The organism is Dyella sp. C11, from assembly GCF_003121485.1.
GTDB lineage: Bacteria > Pseudomonadota > Gammaproteobacteria > Xanthomonadales > Rhodanobacteraceae > Dyella.
In genome coordinates this window covers 505,287-526,779 of the sequence record NZ_QAVX01000001.1, presented here as the reverse complement: position 1 = coordinate 526,779, position 21,493 = coordinate 505,287, and the positions used below count along the sequence as shown (strand labels likewise).

Annotated in this window: 19 protein-coding genes; 8 read left to right on the top strand and 11 right to left on the bottom strand. The window is 62.9% G+C overall.

Features of this window, described 5'->3' with window-relative positions; genetic code table 11:
- Nucleotides 1-71 precede the first annotated feature (71 nt).
- From DK366_RS02260 to DK366_RS02250, 3 genes are all read left to right on the top strand, one after another.
- The gene (locus DK366_RS02260) at nucleotides 72-2,492 is read left to right on the top strand and encodes a GH92 family glycosyl hydrolase (protein ID WP_109123867.1); all 2,421 of its coding nucleotides are present in this window, start codon (nucleotides 72-74) and stop codon (nucleotides 2,490-2,492) included.
- A 238-nt stretch (nucleotides 2,493-2,730) separates the two neighbouring features.
- Complete coding sequence (locus tag DK366_RS02255; RefSeq protein WP_198651384.1) at nucleotides 2,731-4,407, top strand: PQQ-dependent sugar dehydrogenase; 1,677 nt, start codon at nucleotides 2,731-2,733, stop codon at nucleotides 4,405-4,407.
- A gap of 39 nt (nucleotides 4,408-4,446) precedes the next feature.
- A complete protein-coding gene (locus DK366_RS02250) occupies nucleotides 4,447-4,956 on the top strand; it encodes a gluconokinase (protein ID WP_109123866.1) in 510 nt (169 codons plus the stop codon).
- Between the two features lie 4 nt (nucleotides 4,957-4,960).
- Here DK366_RS02250 and DK366_RS02245 read toward each other — a convergent pair whose 3' ends face one another.
- The gene (locus DK366_RS02245) at nucleotides 4,961-5,875 is read right to left on the bottom strand and encodes a YihY/virulence factor BrkB family protein (RefSeq protein ID WP_109123865.1); all 915 of its coding nucleotides are present in this window, start codon (nucleotides 5,873-5,875) and stop codon (nucleotides 4,961-4,963) included.
- Nucleotides 5,876-6,022: 147 nt separating this feature from the next.
- On the opposite strand from DK366_RS02245, the gene DK366_RS02240 reads away from it, so the two are divergent.
- Complete coding sequence (locus tag DK366_RS02240; protein WP_109123864.1) at nucleotides 6,023-6,271, top strand: hypothetical protein; 249 nt, start codon at nucleotides 6,023-6,025, stop codon at nucleotides 6,269-6,271.
- A 132-nt stretch (nucleotides 6,272-6,403) separates the two neighbouring features.
- Here DK366_RS02240 and DK366_RS02235 read toward each other — a convergent pair whose 3' ends face one another.
- Nucleotides 6,404-7,342, bottom strand: coding sequence for an aldo/keto reductase (locus tag DK366_RS02235; protein ID WP_109123863.1), 939 nt, complete (start codon nucleotides 7,340-7,342; stop codon nucleotides 6,404-6,406).
- A 179-nt stretch (nucleotides 7,343-7,521) separates the two neighbouring features.
- On the opposite strand from DK366_RS02235, the gene DK366_RS02230 reads away from it, so the two are divergent.
- Nucleotides 7,522-8,151 carry a TetR/AcrR family transcriptional regulator gene (locus DK366_RS02230; protein WP_109123862.1) on the top strand — a complete coding sequence of 210 codons (630 nt, stop codon included), beginning with the start codon at nucleotides 7,522-7,524 and terminating at the stop codon, nucleotides 8,149-8,151.
- Nucleotides 8,152-8,214: 63 nt separating this feature from the next.
- Nucleotides 8,215-8,727 carry a G/U mismatch-specific DNA glycosylase gene (gene mug, locus DK366_RS02225; protein WP_109123861.1) on the top strand — a complete coding sequence of 171 codons (513 nt, stop codon included), beginning with the start codon at nucleotides 8,215-8,217 and terminating at the stop codon, nucleotides 8,725-8,727.
- Between the two features lie 21 nt (nucleotides 8,728-8,748).
- Here mug and DK366_RS02220 read toward each other — a convergent pair whose 3' ends face one another.
- The gene (locus tag DK366_RS02220) at nucleotides 8,749-9,369 is read right to left on the bottom strand and encodes a DNA-3-methyladenine glycosylase (RefSeq protein WP_109123860.1); all 621 of its coding nucleotides are present in this window, start codon (nucleotides 9,367-9,369) and stop codon (nucleotides 8,749-8,751) included.
- A gap of 150 nt (nucleotides 9,370-9,519) precedes the next feature.
- Here DK366_RS02220 and DK366_RS02215 point away from each other — a divergent pair, with 150 nt between their 5' ends.
- The gene (locus DK366_RS02215; protein ID WP_109123859.1) at nucleotides 9,520-9,903 is read left to right on the top strand and encodes a nuclear transport factor 2 family protein; all 384 of its coding nucleotides are present in this window, start codon (nucleotides 9,520-9,522) and stop codon (nucleotides 9,901-9,903) included.
- Nucleotides 9,904-10,446: 543 nt separating this feature from the next.
- Here DK366_RS02215 and DK366_RS02210 read toward each other — a convergent pair.
- Nucleotides 10,447-11,271 carry a fumarylacetoacetate hydrolase family protein gene (locus DK366_RS02210; RefSeq protein WP_157956428.1) on the bottom strand — a complete coding sequence of 275 codons (825 nt, stop codon included), beginning with the start codon at nucleotides 11,269-11,271 and terminating at the stop codon, nucleotides 10,447-10,449.
- 173 nt (nucleotides 11,272-11,444) lie between these two features.
- On the opposite strand from DK366_RS02210, the gene cynR reads away from it, so the two are divergent.
- Complete coding sequence (cynR, locus tag DK366_RS02205) at nucleotides 11,445-12,389, top strand: transcriptional regulator CynR (RefSeq protein WP_109123857.1); 945 nt, start codon at nucleotides 11,445-11,447, stop codon at nucleotides 12,387-12,389.
- Between the two features lie 193 nt (nucleotides 12,390-12,582).
- On the opposite strand, the gene ssb is transcribed toward cynR, so the two are convergent.
- From ssb to kdpB, 7 genes are all read right to left on the bottom strand, one after another.
- Nucleotides 12,583-13,152, bottom strand: coding sequence for a single-stranded DNA-binding protein (gene ssb, locus DK366_RS02200; protein WP_109123856.1), 570 nt, complete (start codon nucleotides 13,150-13,152; stop codon nucleotides 12,583-12,585).
- Nucleotides 13,153-13,381: 229 nt separating this feature from the next.
- A complete protein-coding gene (locus DK366_RS02195; protein WP_109123855.1) occupies nucleotides 13,382-14,074 on the bottom strand; it encodes a response regulator transcription factor in 693 nt (230 codons plus the stop codon).
- Complete coding sequence (locus tag DK366_RS02190; RefSeq protein ID WP_109123854.1) at nucleotides 14,071-16,737, bottom strand: sensor histidine kinase KdpD; 2,667 nt, start codon at nucleotides 16,735-16,737, stop codon at nucleotides 14,071-14,073. Before DK366_RS02190 ends, DK366_RS02195 begins: the two co-directional genes overlap by 4 nt.
- A gap of 144 nt (nucleotides 16,738-16,881) precedes the next feature.
- A complete protein-coding gene (gene kdpC, locus DK366_RS02185) occupies nucleotides 16,882-17,451 on the bottom strand; it encodes a potassium-transporting ATPase subunit KdpC (protein ID WP_109123853.1) in 570 nt (189 codons plus the stop codon).
- Nucleotides 17,452-17,461: 10 nt separating this feature from the next.
- Nucleotides 17,462-18,955 (bottom strand): outer membrane beta-barrel protein, encoded by a 1,494-nt coding sequence (locus DK366_RS02180; RefSeq protein WP_109123852.1) that lies wholly within the window; start codon nucleotides 18,953-18,955, stop codon nucleotides 17,462-17,464.
- Nucleotides 18,956-19,035: 80 nt separating this feature from the next.
- Nucleotides 19,036-19,236 (bottom strand): hypothetical protein, encoded by a 201-nt coding sequence (locus DK366_RS02175; protein WP_109123851.1) that lies wholly within the window; start codon nucleotides 19,234-19,236, stop codon nucleotides 19,036-19,038.
- Nucleotides 19,237-19,413: 177 nt separating this feature from the next.
- Entirely contained in the window at nucleotides 19,414-21,489 is a 2,076-nt protein-coding gene (kdpB, locus tag DK366_RS02170; RefSeq protein WP_109123925.1) for a potassium-transporting ATPase subunit KdpB, read from the bottom strand.
- Nucleotides 21,490-21,493: the final 4 nt, after the last annotated feature.

The window sequence follows — 21,493 nt, the reverse complement described above, 5'->3', positions numbered from 1 at the left end:
CCGTCATTCCTGCTTTCGCAGGGATGACGGGCAACAGTCACTCCAGCATCCGCACCTTCCAAGGAGTCACCATGGTTTCGCGCCGACGCTTTCTGCAAGGTTTGGCCGCCTTCACCGCTCTGGGCAGCAGTGTCAGCACGCTGCCTACGTTCGCCGCACCCGCAAAGAAAACCGCGCTGGCTGATGCCGTGTCACGCCACGTGGATGTGTTCGTCGGCACCGGCGGCCACGGCCATACGTTCCCCGGCCCCACGATGCCCTTCGGCATGATGCAGCTGGGTCCGGACACCAACGACTCGCAGTGGGACGGCAGCTCCGGCTACCACCAGGGCGACGGTTCCATCATGGGCTTCTCGCACACGCATCTGTCCGGCACGGGCGCCGCCGACATGCTGGACGTGCTGGTGGTGCCCGCCATGGGCCCCGTGCTGCTGCAACCCGGCGACCGCGACTACGACGGCGTGAACTACACGTCCCGCTACGACGGTGTGCACGCGGGCAAGGGCGCGGCGCCCAAGGGCTACAAGACGGGCATCAAGGGGTATCGCTCGCACTACACCGGCGAACAGGCACGGCCGGGTTATTACTGCGTGCAGCTCACCGACAGCCATGTGCTCGCCGAGCTCACCGCCACCGAACGCGCCGGCATTCATCGCTATACGTTCCAGCAATCGGGCGAAGCGCATCTGCTGGTCGATTTCCAGCACGGCTTTCATGACGACCCGAAGACGCCGACCCGCGTCACCGACGCCGAACTCAAGCTGATCGGCAACGACACCCTGGTGGGCGGCCGTCGCGTACACCAGTGGGCGAACGGTCGCCACATCTATTTCGCCATGAAAGTCTCGCGCCCGTTCAAGCGCGGCACGTTGTACTCCGACGACAAGGCACTGGCGGATGGCAGCGCGCAGGCCAACGGCACCAACCTCAAGGCCGCGCTGTTCTACGACCGGCTCGACGATGCACCACTGCTGGTGAAGGTCGGTATTTCCGGCGTGGACGTGGAAGGCGCGCTGCGCAACCTGTCCGCGGAAATTCCCGCGTGGGATTTCGACGGCGTGCAGGCGGCTGCCGAGGCGGCGTGGGAGAAGGAACTCGCTCGCATCCGCATTGAATCGACCGACGACAACGTCACGCGGACCTTCTACAGCGCGCTCTACCACACCATGCTTGCGCCCACGCTGTTCAGCGATGTGGATGGCCGTTATCGCGGCATGGACATGAAGGTGCACCAGCTGCCGAAGGGCGAGCACAACTACAGCACCTATTCGCTGTGGGATACGTACCGCGCCGAGCACCCACTGTTCACGCTTTATCAGCCCGAGCGCGTGCCCGATATCGTCAATGGCCTGGTGCGCATGGCGCAGGAAAGCCCCGCCGGTCCGCCGGTGTGGCCGCTGCAGGGCATCGAAACGGTGTGCATGATCGGCTACCACTCCGCCGTGGTCATCGCCGAAGCGCAGGCCAAGGGTTTCACCGGCATCGACTACGCCGCTGCGTGGCCGGTGTTCCGCAAGCGCGCGATGGAAGACGATTACTTCGGCCTGCCCGAATACCGCAAGCGTGGCTACATCCCCAGCGACGTGGAAGGCGAAGCGGTCAGCAAGACGCTCGAATACGCCTATGACGACTGGGTGATGTCGCACTACGCCGAGCAACTCGGCCATCACGACGACGCCGTGGCGCTGAAGGCGCGTTCGCAGAACTACCGCAACGTCTTCGACAAGACCATGAACTTCGTGCGCCCGCGTGGCAGCGACGGCACGTGGTTGGAACCGTTCGATCCAACTGCCATCGGGCACTCCAAGAAGTGGCGCGACTTCACCGAATCGAACGCGTGGCAGGCCACCTTCCTCAACCAGCACGACGTGTATTCGTACATGAAGCTGTTCGGCAGCTCGGACAAATTCGAGAAGAAGCTGGACGAGCTGTTCACCACCGACGCCGAGCTGCCCGCCGACGCGCCGCCGGACATCGCCGGCATGGTGGGCCAATTCGCCTTCGGCAACGAACCCGCGCACCACATGCCCTACCTCTACGCGTACACCGGCGCGCACTACAAGACGCAGGCACGCGTGCGCATGCTGCTGGAAACCATGTATCGCGCCGAACCCGACGGCCTGCCCGGCAACGAGGATTGCGGCCAGATGAGCGCGTGGTATGTGATGAGCGCCATGGGCCTGTACGCGGTCGACCCGGTGAGCACGCACTATGTGTTCGGCAGCCCGCTGCTCGATCGCGCCCAGATGCAGCTACCGGGCGGCAAGCAACTGGTCGTGCAGACGCAGGGCAACGGCAAGGGGCGTCCGTACATCCAGTCCGTGACGTGGAATGGCAAGCCGTGGACGAAGAGCTGGATCAGCCATGCCGAACTCACAGCTGGCGGCACGCTGCTTTTCGTGATGGGCGACAAGCCGAACACGGCCTTTGGTGCATCGCCGGCGGATCGTCCACCGAGCTACGGCAAGTCGGCCAGCGAACAGGTTGGCTGACGCAGCAGCACACCCTTGCACGGGCGTAGCCGGTCATCTTCCCGGCTCCACCTCGCGGGAGGCAAGTGACAAAGTTGTCATGCAAGGCGAGCACTCAACATGCTCGCCTTGCGCCATGCTTGTCATGTTTTCCATGAAACATGGTGATGGTGTTTCCACGCCGTCGTCACGCTTTCAGCGCTCGACTTGACGGACATCCATCCGCAGCTTCTTTTCCCGAATGTTTCGAGGATCAGCCATGAAGCGTCGCTTGCATGCAGGGGCACGTCGTTACGCGATGTCGTTAGCCGTCATCGGTGCCTGCGCCGGATTGATCTCGCTGCATGCGCACGGACAGGACGACAACCCACGCTTCCACCATGCGCCCGCATCCACGGATGACCTGCGCAACCCCAATGCCAATCAGGCGAACGCCGTCGGCGACGGCAAGACCTTGTACGGGACGTATTGCGCCAGCTGCCACGGCGCATCCGCACAGGGGAATGGCAACGTTCCCCCGCTTGCCAGCGCAGGTGTAAAGAAAGCGACGCCGGGCGCGCTGTTCTGGTTCATTACCCAGGGCGACGTTCCCAACGGCATGCCGGCGTGGAGCAGCCTGACGGAAGACCAGCGCTGGAAGCTGGTGAGCTACCTGCAGTCGCTCGATGCCGGCAAAGCCGACGCCAGCGCGCCGAAGGCCGTGGCATCCATGACGCCGGGTGACTGGCCCGCACCCACACCGCCGTTTACGGATTTCCGCTACGAGTCGCCCGGCACCAGCCGCAAGATCACCGTAGCCGATCTGCCCAAGCCCTACGCGACCACATCGGCGGGCAACGGACCCCAGCTGGTGGCGCGCCCCGACAACGTGTGGCCGAAGGCGCCGCCCGGCTTCAAGGTGGAACTGTTTGCTACGGGGCTGGACAACCCGCGCCTGCTCCGCACCGCGCCCAACGGCGACGTCTTCGTGGCCGAAACGAAGGCCGGACGCATCACGATGTTCCGCGGCATCACGCCGGATGGCCGTCCGAAAGAAACGCACGTCTTCGCCACGGGGCTCAAGCAGCCGTTCGGCATCGCGTTCTACCCCGCCCAACATCCGCAATGGATGTATGTGGGCAACACCGATGCCGTCGTTCGCTTCGCTTACAAGGATGGCGACGTGCAGGCCTCGGGCAAGCCCGAACACATCGCGGACCTGCCGCACAGCGACGGCGGCCACTCCACGCGCGACATCGCCTTTTCACCGGACGGCTCGCGCATGTACGTCTCCGTGGGCTCGAAATCCAACGTGGACGATGCGGATACGCACCCGGAAGAAAAGAACCGCGCCGACATCCTGGTGTTCAAGCCGGACGGTTCGGACATGCACATCTACGCCAGCGGCATACGCAACGCCGTGGGCCTCGCCGTCGATCCGAAAAGCGGCGAGTTGTGGTGTTCTGTGAACGAGCGCGACGGCCTGGGCGACAACCTGGTGCCCGACTACATCACGCATGTGCAGGAAGGTGGCTTCTACGGATGGCCGTGGTGGTACATGGGCAACCATCAGGATCCGCGCCACGCCGGCAAGCACCCGGAACTGGGCAGCAAGACCATCGTGCCGGATGTGCTGCTCCATCCGCACAATGCTTCGCTGCAGCTCACGTTCTATGACGGCGCGCAGTTTCCCGACGAGTATCGCGGCGACATCTTTGCGTCGGAACACGGCTCATGGAATCGCTCGGTGCGCGTGGGCTACGAAGTGATACGCGTGCCACGTCACGGCACCGCCCGCGCAAGCGGCGAGTACGAGGACTTCCTCACCGGCTTTACGCTGCCGAGCGGCCAGGTATGGGGGCGCCCCGTCGGCATCACCGTAGCCCACGATGGCTCGCTGCTGGTGAGCGACGATGGATCGAACGTGATCTGGCGCGTGAGCTACCAGGGCAAGTAAGCGCGTACGCTATGCCGCATGACCAGGGAAGGACAATCCATGAGGCATGACATGCGCGCCATCGTGGTGATGGGTGTCGCCGGCTGTGGCAAGAGCACCGTGGCGGGTGCCGTGTGCGAACGCACCGGCGCGCGCCTTATCGAAGGCGATGTGTTCCACCCGGCCAGCAACGTCGCAAAGATGGCCGCCGGCATGCCGCTGACCGATGCCGATCGGCAAGGCTGGCTGGAACAACTGGCCGGTGAACTGGCCGCCGCGTGGGCCGCCAACGAGCGTGTGGTGCTTACCTGCTCCGCGCTCAAGCAACGCTACCGGGACACGCTGCGTGCTGCCGTGCCGCGCCTCGGTTTCGTCTATCTCTCGCTGTCACCCGAGGCTGCCACCGCGCGCGTTGGCTCACGCCAGGGCCACTTCATGCCGGCCACGCTGGTGGAAAGCCAGTTTCGCGATCTGGAGCCGCCCATCGGCGAACCGGATGTGCTCGTCGTGGATGCCACCGATGCATTGCCGCGCATCGCCGAGGACGTCGACGCCTGGTGGCGTAACTGACGCGTCAAGGCGCTCCGCTGGAGCGGTCATCGTGTGCGTCGTCCGGTGGCACTTCCACCTCACCCGGCAAAAATTCCACGGCGTGCATGCTGGGACGGATAGGCTTGCCGTACGCATCGGCCAGCGCACGCGTCAACGAGGCACCGGTCAGCACCACCACCGCGGAGTAGTACATCCACGTGAGCAGCACCACCAGGCCCGCGGCGGAACCGTAAGCGCTGCCCACCTTGGCGCGCTCAAGATAGAAATCGATCACGTAGCGGCCCAGTTGCAGCAACAGGCTGGTGATCGCCGCGCCCAGCATCACGTCGGACCAATCCACCAGCGCGTCCGGCAACACCTTGTAGATGGCGCAGAAGGCGACGAACAACACGATCAATCCGCTGGTGGCACCGAGCGCTGTCCACAGCTCGCCCTGGCCGTGGATGACGGAGCGGATCGCCGTGCTGATGACAAACGAAATGACCAGCAGGAAACCCAGGCCCTCCAGCAACGCCGCCGCGTGCGCACGAGCCCGCAGCCATGCGCCGATGGCCGCGCCCGGCTTGGGCTTCACCCGCCACACCCGATTGAGCGTGCCCTGCAACTGCGCGAACACGGCGGTTGCGCTGAAGACGGTGATACCAATGCTGATGATGCTCGCCACGTTGCCGGACAAGGTCCTGCCCTTCACCGCATCCAATACGTCGTTGATCGCTACCGCGCCTCCCTCGCCGACCACGGTGGCCAGCATCTGCGTGACCCCGCCAATCCAGTCCGGCTGCACGATCGACACCGCCCACACCAGCAGCAACAGCAGCGGTGCAAGCGAAAGCGCCGCATAAAATGAAAGCGCCGCCGCCCGCGTAAGCAACTCATCGTCGGCGAATGCATCGACGGTCGAGCGGATCACCGTGAAGAATTTGCGCAGGGCGGACATGGCCGAGCAATAGCACCCGCCAAGTGGACTACTTGTGGAAGAAGTGCGTGCACAACGCAGGCCCGTGGCAACAGACCACAAGCACATGGCTTGCGTTTATGAGCAATAAGGCTCTAACTGAGGCCTGGAGCCAAGAAGGAGCGACCCATGATTTCAGCCATCCTGTTGATCGCGCACAACGCTGTGGAACGCGAGCAACGTGATGATGCACCCGAGCTGATCGAGCGGAATGGCATCACGTTCTCGCTGCGCGGCGGCCCACGCCTGCCCAGGCCGACGCATCGCGTATGGGACGAAGTGGCGGTCTACGCTCCCGATGAATTGAGCGAAGAAGAATTCCAGGAGTGGTATGAGTCCAACCGGCCGAATGTCGAGGAATTGAACCTTCACTATTGAAGGTTCACGAATGAACTGCAGGGCGACGGAGCATTGAACCCCTGAACGAACTGGCTATCGGCGCGACGGTCATGAGTGCTTGCCTCTGCGCGATCCAGGCCGGCGCCGGAAAGAGGCCAAGAGCCGCCGCAATCAGCCCCGTGGAATGAAGCCGGGCAACCCGGTTTCCACCACCTGATTCAATCGCACTCGCGTGGTGATGCCGTGTTGCATCTCCTCAAACGCATCGTCCGGCAAGACCGAGATGTCGAAGTTTTCCCGAATATGATCGGGGTTGGTCGAGGTGGTGAGGAACGCCGTACCACGCTGCACCGCCCAGGCGAGCGCCACCTGCGCCGGCGTCTTGTTCATGCGGCGTGCGATATCGACGATCACGGGATCGTTTACCACCCGTGGCTCCATGCCGTGTCCAAGCGGAGCAAACACGAGCAACACGATGCCATGTTCCCTGCAGAATTCGTACAGCTCCCACTCCGGTAGATAGGGATGGCTTTCCACCTGCACCACGGCTGGCTTGATGCGGGCAGCAGCGTAGATCTCCTTCACCTTGTCCAGGCGAATATCCGAAAGCCCGATGAAACGGGTTTTGCCCTCGTCCACCAGTTGCTCCATCGCCTGCCAGGTTTCCAGCAGCGTGACGCCATCGTCGTAGATGGGTTGTCCGTCGCCACCCATCGGGTACTGTTCATCGCCCGGCTGGAACGCAAACGGCGTATGGATAAGGTAGCCATCCACATGATCCAGCTGCAGGCGACGCAAGCTTGCTTCAAGCGCGGGTCTTACGCGCTCGGGGCGGTGGTTGTTGTTCCACAGCTTGGTGGTGACGAACAGTTCTTCGCGCCGAACCACGCCCGCCGCGAACGACTCCTGCATGGCTGCACCCACCACATCCTCGTTGCGATAGGCCTCGGCGGCATCGATATGGCGAAAACCGGTCTCAAGCGCCGCTTTGACAGCACGCTTGGCCGCAACAGGATCGGGGATCAGCGTGCCGAATCCGGCAGCTGGCATGCCTTGTTGGCCACCTGCCAGCGGAATCCTGGTGTCTGCAAAAGTTGACGAAGTAGTCATGTCGATGACTCCGGAATGGAGTGAATGGGCCGCGCGCTGTGACTCAACGCGTGCCCGGGGGTGCGTTCGCTGGCGGTCTGTAGCAGGCGGATTGCCGTGGGCCGCCGCCATGAAAGGCCAATTTTAATTTTGTTCCATCTCGAATAATATTCAAGTGAAGACCCGGAGTCGATATTTTTATGCGAGAAAGTACAAAAAAAGATGATCTGGTGATAAGGCCGCGCGGCCGTCCCCGTGCCTACGAACCAGACGTCGCCCTTCGCCAGGCCACGGATGCTTTCTGGAAGGCTGGTTATGCAGGCACATCACTCGATGACATCAGCGCGGCGACCGGCATGAATCGGCCAAGCTTGCGGGCAGCCTTCGGCGACAAGCACGCGATTTATGTGCGGACGCTGGTCGATTACTGGGACATGAAGTCCAGCGTGATGCACGATGCCCTGAAGGGTGATCACTCACTGAAGGATGCGCTGATGCGCGTCTACGAGGCAGCGTTGGCCATCTATTTTTCTGGCGAAGGTAACGCACGGGGATGTTTTGTGCTCGGCACGGCCATCACCGAAGCCGCAGATGATGGCGAAATCCAAGGCATCGTCAGGAACGGCCTTCGCAAACTCGACGCGTGTTTCGAAGGCAGGTTGCGCATGGCTCGTGACAAGGGTGAACTGGCCAAGGACGCGGATGTGGGCGCACTCGCCTTGCTCGCTTCCGCGACGATGCACACCATTGCCATCCGCGCACGTGCGGGAACATCGAAAAAGGATCTGCGCAAACTCGCTCAAAAGGCCGTAACGATCATCACCGGATGAAGAGTTCGCCACAGGAGAGCTTCTGCATGCATCAGCTGCCATTCCGCCATTGCGCGGAACGTCATGCCTGACACGCTTCACGACGTCATCGCCCCGCATCTCGCCGTGCTGTTCTGCGGCATCAACCCCGGCTTGCTTGCCGCGACCACCGGCCATCATTTTGCCGGCCGCAGCAATCGCTTCTGGCGCGTGCTCCACCTCGCCGGTTTCACACCCGAGGTGCTTCGCGCCGAAGAAGATCGCCGCCTGCTCGAATATCGCTGTGGCATCACCTCCGTGGTGAGACGCCCGACGGCAGGTGCCGATGAACTGACGCGTGCCGACTTCCTGTCCGAAGCAGCAGGCTTTACCGCCAGGGTCGAACACTATGCGCCGCGCACGGTCGCCTTCCTGGGAAAGGTGGCGTACGCGGCGCTGGTCGGCCGCCACGATGTCGCATGGGGTTTGCAGGCCGAGGCCTTTGGCGGTTCGCGCGCATGGGTGCTGCCCAATCCCAGCGGACGCAATCGGGCGTTCTCGCTCGAACAGCTGGTCGAGGCGTACCACGCGCTCCATCAGGCAACGCGCAAGCGCTGAGCATCCAACGCGCGCAGCAGCTCACGACGTGGCGACCGGACCCGACACATAGCGATTGTTCGGCACCCGCCAGCGCCACGGAAAATCGACACCCACGCGTATGCCCACGCGCGGCGTACCCGCCAGATGCTTCGGTGGCGCCACGCCGTCATCGACAATGGCATAACCATCGAGTGCACCGACCAGATCGATCCCGTTCTGCTCGCCGTTGATGCCCATCGCCTGCGTCAGACGCGCGGGGCCGCGGCAGAGCTCGCGATCCATGGTTCCCCAGGGACGTTGGCCGCGCATCTTGTCCAGGCCGAGCAGCGGCTCGAGCGCACGGATAAGCACACCCTCACCCGCCGGCCGGCACACGCAGTTGGCGCACCAATGCATGCCATAGGTGAAGTACACATACATGTGCCCAGCCGGGCCAAACATCACTGCATTACGCGGCGTCTTGCCGCGATACGTATGCGCCGCCGGATCCACCGAGCCCGCATACGCTTCCACTTCCACGATACGGCCAGCTCGTCCGTCGGCACAGGCGAGGATCTTGTTGAGCAGTAACGGCGCAACGGTGGTTGCGGGACGTTCGAAGAATCGCCTCGAAACGACTGCACCCGGCCAGCCATCCAACCGTTGGGTCTTTTTGCGCATCCGTCAGCTCCGGCTCGCTCCACAGCGCCGGCATTCTAGACGCCATGCGTGTTTCCCTGCGGTCAAGGGACGCCCTCAACGCTCGCCTCACCCTGATCGTGATGCAATGCCGTACGTTCCCTTTCGGCCACGAATGCACAGAGGCCAGCCATGAACGCGCAAAGCATCCGAGCCGCCCTCGACGCCCACTGGGCCGCCTCAGCGGCAGGTGATCAAGCCGCCGAGCACGACATCTATCACGACGATGCCATCTGCGAATACCCGCAGTCAGGCGAAGTCATCCACGGCAAGCACAACCTGCAAGCCCTGCGCAGCCACCATCCGGGCAAGCCATCCGGATTCCAGGTGCGGCGCATACAAGGCGAAGGAGATCTCTGGGTCACGGAGTACACCATCGACTACCAGGGCAAACGCGCATTTACCGTCAGCATCATGGCATTCCGCGATGGCAAGGTATCGCATGAGACGCAGTACTTCGCCGATCCGTTCGATGCGCCCGCCTGGCGTGCGCAATGGGTGGAGCGTACGGCGTAACTCGCACGCGTCGGAGGGACCGCTCAGCGCGGGGCATGGTGATGAGTCGAGCCAGGTGTCTGTGGCGCAAGCTGAGATGGATAGTCGACATCCCAGTCAGCGCGGCCGTTGATTCGGCTGCCTTGTGCATTGTCTTCGTGGGAGCGATGGCACGGCGTGGCCGAGGCGTACGACGTCTTGCTTGCGGTGGTCGAAGCAGGCGTGGCGGACACCGAGCTGCTGATAACAGCAAGCGAAGCGATCAGGACGGTCGAAACACAGGTGGTTTTCATAGTTGCGGATCCCATTCAAAGTGACGCGTCCTTCAGTTGAAGGCGCAGGTTTTCTGGCCTCCGGACGGAAAAGCGAAGAACGATGGACACCGGTGCGATGGCGGCAAGCGTGTACAACTCCTTCCAGGGCGATAGTCCAATAAGTTGGCGATGCCATAGAAGAGTCTCGACAGATCGATGCAAGCCACCGTCGCGGCGATGCGCGGATCGCCGCGAGGTCGTTCGGGCGTGGGGGAAATGAAAGACAGACGAGCGACCGCGTCGCCTATGGTCAACGCAGAATGTCGTGGCGCTGAGACCCGAGGTTGCTGATACCGCACTCAAGTACGTCGCCCACCTGCATGAAGCGGTTCTTGCCGAAGCCGACACCAGGGGGCGTGCCAGTGGCCAGGATGTCGCCGGGCAGTAGTGTCATGTGCGTCGAGAAGTAGGCCAGCATCTCGTTAATCGAGAAGAGCATGTCACTGGTATTCCCCTGCTGCTCATACTTGCCGTTGAGCTTGGTCCAGACATCCACATTCATGCCATCAATACCGGTGGTCAGATAGGGGCCGACCGGCGAATAACCAGGGCGCGATTTGGCACGTACCAAGTGCTGCTGCTTCTGCGCATCGACCTGCGTGTCGCGATCGGACACGTCGTTAATGCAGACATAGCCGAACAGGTAATTGGGCGCTTCGTCAGCGGTGATGTCGGTCGCTTCGCGTCGGACCACGATGCCCAGTTCAACTTCCCAGTCGAGCTTCACGTTGGGGTTGGGGCCGCGGGAAATCGCATCGCTGGGACCGGACCGCGACGTGATGGCTTTCAGGAAAACCTCCGGCTCGGTCGGCGGTGTCATCTTGAATTCTTCGATGTGCTTGCGGTAGTTGAAGCCCGTGGCTGCGATCTGGCGAATGCCGGCAATCGGTACAAGGAAGGTGAATTCGCCCTGGATGGGAGACAAGCCCGTCGTATCCACCTTGTCGAGCAGGCCGCTCGCGATGGCATCCGGAGTGATGTCGGGCAGGAGGGGGCGAAGGTCAAGGTGATTGCCATCCTTCACGATGACAGGGACAACGCCGTTGCTGGTGAGAACGCGCGCAAACTGTTGCATGGTCAATTCTCCAGTGGTCTTGGCTGCGTTCCGTGTTGCTGGAACGCACGAGGGTTGAATGGCTGAGGCTTTCGACGAGGCACTTCGGGGCTCGCCTGGTGAAAAAGCTACGGCGCCGGCGTATAAGTGTCCAAGACCCATTTCTTACGACATCCATAACCCAGGACTTATAGATGACCAGCCTTCGCCACGTGCGTTACCTCAAGGCTGTCGTCGATCACGGGAGCTTTACGCGTGCGGCACAGGCGCTACACGTTTCACAGCCCGCTCTGTCGCAACAGATCAAGGAACTGGAAGAACGCGTGGGTGCACAGCTTTTGGATCGCTCGGGCCGCAAAATCTGCGCGACAGATATGGGCACGATTTATCTGCAACACGCCGGACGCGCACTGGCAGAACTCGAACAGGCCTCACGCGCCGTACGTGACGTGGCGGACCTTTCCACCGGATCGCTGCGACTGGGCGTGACCATGAGTGCGGCGACGTATCTGATCGGCCCATTGCTGCAACGCTTTCGAAAGCACTATCCGGGCATCGCGGTGACGATCCGGGTGGCACCGCAGAAAGCCATCGAGCCATTGCTGCGAGATGACGAGCTGGATCTCGGCGTGGGCTTTGGCGACCTTCCATCAGAAGATATCGAAGTGACACCACTTCACAACGAGCGCCCCACGCTGATCGTAGGCAAACACCACACGAAAATGCGCAAAGCCATGATCACGGCCAAAGAGTTGGCACACATGGATCTGGCTCTTCTGGATGCGTCCTTTTCCACGCGCAGGATTGCCGATCAATATTTCCGGAGCAAAGACCTTCGACCGAAGATTGTGGTGGAAGCTAATTCCATCGAGGCGTTGGTGCAGATCGTGCGCAACACCGATCTGGGAACGCTTCTTCCGGCCAACATTGTCTGCGCCGGGCTCACTGCAGTGAAACTGCAGCCCGCATTGGAAACGCGGCGCGCCGCATTGCTCCGTCGTCGAAATGCCTATTGCTCTGCAGCAGTACGCGCCTTTATGACCATGGCCCAGGACATGATCAAAGATTGGGACGACAACGACGACACATCGACCGCTATTCGATCCAGAAAGGCTGCAAGATACAGGGCCCGCCGCTAAAGACATCGCTCGGATTCGTCACGCTCTCTCGAACTCAACGACCTTGCCATGGCCCTTCCGATGCCAACCGACATTTGGTAGCGGCTAAGACTTGGCCCCGTCAAAAAATCCGACATCACACCATAAAAAAAAAAGGCCCTCGAAATGAGGGCCTTTTCCTGGGTTTTCTCTTCCCGTTGGAGATATGCACCGTTTAGAACGGGATATCGTCGTCGTCGAAGCTGTTGTTCTGTGCCGGCGGTGCGGACTGGCGCTGCTGCTGGTTGCCGTAGTTGTCGCCACCGCGCGAGCCGCCGCCGTAGTTGTCGCCGCCACCGCGCTGGTTGCCACCACCGCCGCCGCTGTAGCCACCCTGGCGCTGGCCACCGCCGCCGCCCTGCGAGCGCTGGTAGTTGCCGCCACCGCCACCGCCGCCTGCTCCACCTTCGCCGCCGCCAAGCATCTGCATTTCGGCAGCGATGATGTCGGTGCTGAAGCGCTCAACGCCGTCCTTGTCGGTGTACTTGTCGGTGCGCAGCGAACCTTCGATATAAACCTGGCGACCCTTCTTCAGGTATTCGCCGGCGATTTCAGCCAGGCGGCCGAACAGCTTCACGCGGTGCCACTCGGTGCGTTCCTGCTTTTCGCCGCTCTGCTTGTCGGTCCAGTTCTCGGAGGTCGCGATGCGGATGCTGGTAATGGCGGTGCCATTGCCGGTGTAACGGGTTTCCGGATCGGCGCCGAGGTTGCCGACGATGATGACTTTGTTGATGCCACGTGCCATGGATTGAGATGTCCTCTGTGAGCCGGCGCTGCGTTCTGGGGCAGTCAGCACCGGGATGTTGGTCCGGCGGCCATCATAACCGCGCCCCGGCTGGGGAAAACAGGATTGACCTGTGCCGGGGAACCGTGAATCCGGACCGCTTTCGCCCCGCCCAAACGTGGGCCGGGGACGAAAAAAGTCCGGGAATCAGACCACTAAGGATTCTCACGAGCCGCGACACCCGTGGAGGTCATGCCCCGCCGAGGAAGCGGTAGCCCACCCCAGGCTCGGTCTTGAGCCAGCGGGGGGTGGCCGGGTCGTCGCCCAGCTTCTGGCGCAGCTTGCCCACCACGATGCGCAGGTAATGGCTGTCGTGGGTGTGGGTGGCGCCCCAGATCTCTCGCAACAACTGTTGTTGTGTCACCACGCGCCCGGCATGGCGCAGCAGCAGCGCAAGCACGGCGTACTCCTTGCGCGTGAGCGACAACGGCGTGCCTTCAAGCGATACCTCGCGACGCGAGAGATCGATGGCCAATTGGCCGTCGTCGTAACGCTGCGTGGACTCGGGCTCGCCCTGGCGATTGCGCAGCAGCGCGCGCAGGCGCGCCATCAATTCCTGGATGCCGAACGGCTTGGTCACGTAGTCGTTGGCGCCCGCGTCCAGCGCCTTCACCTTTTCGCTTTCCGCATCGCGCACGGACAGCATGATCACCGGCACGTGCGTCCACTGGCGCAACTCGGCCAGCACGTCGTGGCCTTCGCGATCGGGCAGGCCGATATCCAGGATCACCAGATCCGGCGAACGCGTGGCGGCCAGCGCCAGGCCATCGGCCGCGTTCGCCGCAAGCAGCACCTCGTAGCCTTCGGCACGCAACCCGATGTCAAGGAATTTGCGGATCTGCGCCTCGTCATCGATGACCAGGACACGCGCAGCGGAGGTCATACGGCATTCGTGGGCGGCGCCGGCAACGGCAGGGTGATGCGAATGGTGGTGCCAACGCCGTCGCCCGGCAAGGCCTCCACGCTGCCGCCGTGCGCGCCGATCATGCCGCGGCAGATGGCGAGGCCCAGGCCGGTGCCCTGCGGTGCGCGATCGCCCCGCGAGACGGAATAGAACATGTCGAAGATGCGCGCGCGCTCGTCCTCGGGGATGCCGGGCCCGCGATCGACCACATCGATCTGCACCTGCTCGCCCTTGGCTCGCGCCATCACGCGCACGGCTTCGTTTGGCGGCGAGAAGCGCGCGGCGTTCTCCAGGATGTTGAACAGCGCCTGTTCGATCAGCGCGGGATGCACGTACAGCAGCAACGTTTGCGGCGGCATCACCGTATCGACCTTCAGGTCGGGAAACAGCTTGCGCAGGCGCGTGGTGGCAGCCACGACGATTTCAGCGACGTCCACCCAATCGCGATTGAGCTTGAGCGTGCCGTGACCAAGACGGGTCATGTCCAGCAGGTTCTGGATGTAGCGATCCAGGCGCTGGCCTTCGCCAAGAATGGCGTCGAGCAGTTCGCGCCGCTCTTCCGGCGGCAATTGATCGCCGTAACTCAGCAGCGTGCCGGCAGAACCGATCATCGAGGCGAGTGGCGAGCGCAGGTCATGAGATACGGAAGACAGCAGCGCATTGCGCAGCCGCTCTGTTTCGCCTTGCACGCGAGCGCCTTCCAGTTCTTCGGCAAGTCGCGCACGCTGCAATGCTTGCCCGATGTCCTGCACCATCGTCAGGGCCAGGCTGCGTTCATCGGTGGACGGCTCGCCCTGCCCTGGCGGAAAGCGCAACGCCGCCACGCCCAGGTGATTGTTGTCGCTGCCCAGCGGCAGCATCCAGCACGGCGCCGCATGCAGCGTGTCGGTGTAGCGTCCGGCCTGTTCCGCGTGCTCCTCGCTCCAGGTTGCCGCCCCCATGTCCTGTGCCGTCAAGTCGAATTCGCGCGGCGCGGCCGCCACCACGCGCAACACCTGACTGGCATCGCGCGCCAGCATCGCCACATCGCAACGCAGCACATGCGCCAGCGCCGACGCGCCGACGCGGCGAATGCCTTCCGCATCCGTGCTGGTGGAGAGACGCTGGCCCAACGCGAGCAGCGCGCGGGCCTGCGCGTGTGCCATGCGCAACGATTCCACCTGGCTGGCCAGCTTGGTGGCCAGGCGGCTCGCCACCAGTGCCGCGACGAGGAACAGGCATACCGCCAGTACGTCGTCGAAGTTGGCGATCATCAACGTGTAGCGCGGCGGCGCGAAGAAGAAGTTGTAGCCGAGGAAGCACAACAGCGCCGTGTAAACCGCCACCGCCATGCGCGTACGCACCGCCACCACCAACACCGCCGTGAGGAAGATCAGCGAGAGATTGGCGACGGAAAGATAGCGATCCGCGATGAACGAAAGACCAAAAGCCACCAGCGTGGCCAGCGTGGCGTAGATGTATTCACCCCGACGACCCGCACCGCCCGGCATGCGAAGGCGCAGGCGCGACTTCGCGCGTTCCGCCGGTGTGGCGATGATGGTGAGTTCCAGGTGCGCGCCACGCCGCAGGAGCAGCTGCGTCAGCGAGCGGCCGAGCATGCGTGCCAGCGGGCGTTCGCGCGTGCGCCCCAGGATGATCTGGCCAATGCCTTCGCGATCGGCGTGCGCAATCAGTTCGTCCGCGATGGCGTGCCCACGCAACACCACCGTATCGCCACCAAGGCGCCGCGCCAGCCGCATCGCGGCGTCCACGCGCTCCTGGCGCGCCTTGTCCAGCGCCGCGCCGGTATCGACGAAAGCCACGCTCCATGGCGCACCACGACGCTCTGCTATCCGACGCGCGATACGCACCAGGTATTCGCTTTGCGAATGCCCATCGATGGCGGCCAACACGCGACGCCGCACCGGCATGGCGCCGCCGCGCGCCAGCATGTGTTCGCGCAGGTCGCTGTCGACGTGACCGGCAACGGTATCCACGGCCAGCTCGCGCAATGCCACCAGGTTGGTCGGCGAAAAGAAGGAGTCGAGTGCGGCCGTCGCCGTCTCGGGCACGTACACCTTGCCCTGCTTGAGGCGCTGGATCAGTTCGCGCGGTGGAAGATCCACCAGCACGATGTCGCGGGCGCGGTCGAGGAATGCATCGGGCACGGTCTCGCGCACGGTGACGTTGGTGATGCGCCGCACCTGGTCGTTGAGGCTCTCCAGGTGCTGCACGTTGAGCGCGGTATAGACCTCGATGCCCGCTTCCAGCAGCTCCGCGATGTCCTGCCAACGACGCTCGTGGCGACCGCCCGGCAGATTGGTGTGCGCGAGCTCGTCCACCAGGATGATGTCCGGCTTGCGGGCAAGCGCGGCGTCAAGGTCGAACTCGGTGAAGTCGCGACCCTTGTAGTTCACCTTACGGCGCGGAAGCTGCTCCAGGCCCTCCAGCAGCGCGGCGGTTTCCTGCCGGCCGTGTGTTTCGACCAGGCCCACCACGACATCGATGCCTTGCCGTTTGAGCTCGCGCGCGGCGGAGAGCATGGCGTAGGTTTTGCCCACGCCCGGTGCGGCGCCGAGGAAGATCTTCAGGCGGCGCGTGCGCTCTTCCTGCACGGATTCGAGCAAGGCGTCGGCGCGTGCTTCGCGGGAGGGTTCGGACATGGAGGCCGCTTGGGTGGATAGGTGTTTAGGGTAGGACGTGCATTCGTGTACCGGAAGTGCAAAAGAGTTGGCTAGCCATGCTGTCGCGAGCACCCTCCCCTCACCCCGACCCTCTCCCCGGAGGGGAGAGGGAGAAAAACGACGTCACCGACCGTCGAGTGCGAGGTTGAGCTTGAGCACGTTGACGCGCGGCTCACCCAGCACGCCGAATTGCCTTCCCGTGGTTGCCATGGTCACCATCGCCTTGACCTGCGATGTGCTCAGGCCGCGCGCCCTGGCCACTCGCGCCGCCTGATAGTCCGCTGCGGCCAGCGAAATGTCCGGATCGAGACCGCTGCCGGATGCCGTCACCAGATCCACCGGTATCGGCGCCGCGTTGCCCGGATCGGCCGCGTGCAACGCATCGATGCGCTGTTTTGCGGCGTCGGTCAGCGCGGGGTTCGTCGGGCCAAGGTTGGAACCCGTCGACGAGGTGCCGTTGTTCGGCTGCGGTGTGGTGGCCGACGGACGTCCCCAGAAATACCGGGGATCGTCGAAGGACTGGCCCATCAGCGATGAGCCGATGGGCCGTCCGTCTTTCACGATCAGGCTGCCGTTCGCCTGCGACGGGAACAGCACCTGCGCCAATCCCGTGACTGCCAGCGGATAGGCCACGCCGGTGATCACGGTCATCAGGAGCAGCATCACAATGGCGCTGCGAATGAGCTTGCCCATGGCGGTTACCTCAGTAGTGAAGGATAGCGTCGACGATGGCGACGGCCTGGTAGTTCTTCTTGCCGCCGTTGTACGCATTCACGTCGTATGAATGCTCGTAACGCAGCTCAGGTCGAATCTCCAGGTCCGACGACACCCAATGCGTCAGGCCCAGCGTGTGGCTGCTGTACTTGGTGGCGTAGCCGGTGCGCTGGCCTTTCTGGTCGTTGTAGAACTCGTTGCGGAACGTGAGCATGTTGCTGCTGTTCAACTCGAAGTTCAGGTAGTTCACCGCGCCGTATTCGCCCGCCTTGCCTGGATAGGGCGACGACGCCACCACGCCCGGCTCGCCATCCGGTCCGAAGCCCGGGATGTTGCGGCCATACATGTAGTAGGCCTCGGTTTGCATGTGCACCGACGAACTGAAGCGATGGCCCCAGGTCATCACGTACATCTGCACGTTGTTGTAGTTGTAGTCCGAGGTGTTCCAGCTATTGATGCAGGGGTAAAGCATGTCGTCGTTGTCTTTGGACACCCAGCGCACGCAGCCTTGCAGCGTGGGGCGCGCGGAGTGGTTCCACGGCGCCGTGTCGTTGCTGGCGTTGATGCCGAGCTGCAGCGTCCACTGCTGGCTCAGGCGCGTGGTGGTCATGATGCCGGTCTGCGTGTACGGATCGACCGTGTAGAGAATCGAGTGGGTCACCAGGTAGTTCTGCGGCGAGAACTGCGCCTCGATATCCGGCAGCGACAGGTAGCGTCCGATGCGAACCACCATGCCTTCGGCAATGGAAGGAATGTACAGGTCGTAATAGAACAGCATCGGATCGACGCCGTAGACCTTGCCCGGCAGCGGACCGTTCGAATTGGGGTTGTTGAGCAGCTGGTTGCTGAAAATGCCCTTGCTTACCGTGTAGTGGTAGTCGTAGCCATACAACGTGGAGATATTGAAACCCCAGTCCATGTGGTCGGTCTGCACGGTGTCTTCGACGCGCGTGATGTTGAGCACGAGCTGGTCGAATTCCACCCGGTTCGGGCGCGTGGCATAGGACAGCGGATAGTTGGTGAAGCTGGACGAGCTCACGTTGGCCGACGGATTGATCCAGCCGTTCACTTCAATGCGGTTGCGCTTCATCCAGTTGCCGAGCTTGGTGCACAACAGCGCTTTCTGCAGCGGGTATTGACCATAGGCCACCGGCACGCCAATCGGCGCGGCCACGCCACCCAGCTGCCACTCGCCGTTCGGGAACGGCGGGGCATCCAGCGGTGCATCCATGGCGCGGCGCGGTGCGACCGGTGCATTGGGATCGACTGGCTGAGCGTCCTTGCGATAAGCCGCACCAAGGCGGGAGAAGAAGCCCTGCGAGCAGTCGTCACTCGCGGCGGCCGGCGCAGCGGCCTGGCCATCGGCAAGCGTGCCGGCAGGGGCCACGTCGGTGCTGGCGAGCGGCGCAGCGGACGCAGCGGCTTCGCCGGCAGGAGCAAGAGCAAGCAACAGCGCGAACGAAAGAACCTTCTTGGACATCATGGGTGTTCCTGAAACCGGCTCGGGTGAGCCGTCCTTTTTTTGTGATGGTTGTGTGGGGCCGCGACCGTGCGGCCTGGTATTCAGATGCCGGCGTAACCGCCGAGCACGTAGTCATCGTGTTCGCTGTGCGGCGCCTCGGTGTCGCGTGGTTGCACGCGTGGACGCCCTTGCGTCGGCAGCGCGATCACCACATCGCAGGACGAGTCGTCGGACGAAAGACGAAGCTCCATGTCCGGGTGAGTGTCGTCAGGAAGCGAAACGGAAAGCTTGAGTACTTGCATGGCAAAGACTCCGGGATTGAGGTTTGACGCCGTGACTCTCACCGGTCATTCCGGCGCAGGCGGGAATCCAGTAACGGAAGCGCGTGCCTTTCGCGAAAACCTTCCACAGCGGCTTCTGGATCCCGGCCTACGCCGGGATGACGGGATGACGGGATGACGGGATGACGGGAATGAGGATCAGGCCAGTCCGCAAAGAACGAGCAACATGTCGATCACCTTGATGCCCACGAACGGCACCACGATGCCGCCCAGCCCATAAACCAGCAGGTTGCGGCGAAGCAGCGCACCGGCACCCAGCGCGCGGTACTTCACGCCTTTCAGTGCCAGCGGGATGAGGAAGATGATGATCAACGCATTGAAGATCACCGCTGAAAGAATCGCGCTCTGCGGCGTGGCCAGCTTCATCACGTTGAGCGCATTCAACGCCGGATACGTGGTGGCGAACGCCGCCGGAATGATTGCGAAGTACTTGGCCACATCGTTGGCAATGGAGAACGTGGTAAGCGAGCCACGCGTGATCAGCATCTGCTTGCCGATCTCCACCACTTCGATGAGCTTGGTGGGGTTGGAATCGAGGTCCACCATGTTGCCGGCTTCCTTCGCGGCCTGCGTGCCGGTGTTCATGGCGACGGCAACGTCTGCCTGGGCAAGTGCCGGGGCATCGTTGGTACCGTCACCGCACATCGCCACCAATCGGTTCTCGGCCTGGATCTTGCGAATGAGCTTGAGCTTCGCTTCCGGCGTGGCCTCGGCGAGGAAATCATCCACACCTGCTTCCGCGGCAATCGCTGCAGCTGTCAGCGGGTTGTCACCCGTGATCATGATGGTCTTGATGCCCATGCGGCGCATTTCGGCGAAGCGCTCGCGGATGCCGCCTTTCACGATGTCCTTCAGTTCGATCACGCCCAGCGCCGTCGTGCCTTCGGTCACGATCAGCGGAGTGGCACCGCGACGCGCAATGTCTTCCGCCATGCGCTTCACCAGCGGCGGCAGATGGCTGCCGTTCGATTCCAGGTAACGCTCTACCGCATCCAGTGCACCCTTGCGGATGTGGCGTTCGCCAATGTTCACGCCACTCATGCGGGTCTGCGCGGTGAAGGGCACGAACTCGGCATGACCATCTTCCAGCTGGCGCTCGCGGATGCCGAAGCGCTCCTTGGCGAGCACCACCACGCTACGGCCTTCGGGTGTTTCGTCGGCGAGTGAGGCCAGCTGCGCGGCGTCAGCCAGGGTGGCCTCGTCCACGCCCGGTGCCGGCAGGAAATTCACGGCCTGGCGATTGCCCAGCGTGATGGTGCCGGTCTTGTCCAGCAACAGCACATCCACGTCACCCGCGGCTTCCACCGCACGCCCCGACGTGGCGATGACATTGGCGCGGATCATGCGGTCCATGCCGGCAATGCCAATGGCGGACAACAGCGCACCAATCGTGGTGGGAATCAGGCATACCAGCAGCGCGATCAGCACGGTAAGCGTGATCGGGTTGCCCGCACCCGCGGCTTGTACGCTGTAGATGGAATACGGCAGCAACGTGGCGCAGGCCAGCAGGAAGATCAGCGTGAACTTCGCCAGCAGAATGGTGAGTGCGATCTCGTTCGGTGTCTTGCGGCGCGATGCGCCTTCCACCATCAAGATCATGCGATCCAGGAAGCTCTCGCCCGGGTTCGCCGTGATGCGAACCACCAGCCAGTCCGACAGCACGCGAGTACCGCCTGTGACAGCGCTGCGATCGCCACCGGACTCACGAATCACCGGCGCGGACTCACCTGTGATGGCGCTTTCGTCAACGCTGGCCGCGCCCACCACCACTTCGCCATCGCCCGGCAACTGATCGCCTGCTTCCACCAGAACATGGTGGCCCACGCGCAATTCAGACGAAGGCGTGAACGTGATCGCAGCATCCTTGTGAGGCGACGCCAGGCGCTTGGCCACGACGTCCTTGCGCGAACTACGCAGCGCAGCGGCTTGCGCCTTGCCGCGACCTTCGGCCAGTGCTTCGGCGAAGTTGGCGAACAGCAGCGTGAACCACAGCCAGATCGTCACCCAGAAGATGAAACCGGTAGGCGCTTCGCCGTGCCCCGTCAGCGCCTGCACCCAAAGCAACGTGGTGAGCACACTGCACACGAACACGACGAACATGACGGGATTGCGGAACTGCTGCTTCGGCGACAGCTTGCGGAACGAATCCGCGATGGCTTGGATAATCAGGGCGCGGTCGAAGCTGCGAACCCCGTGGACATGGGTGTGATTCATGGTC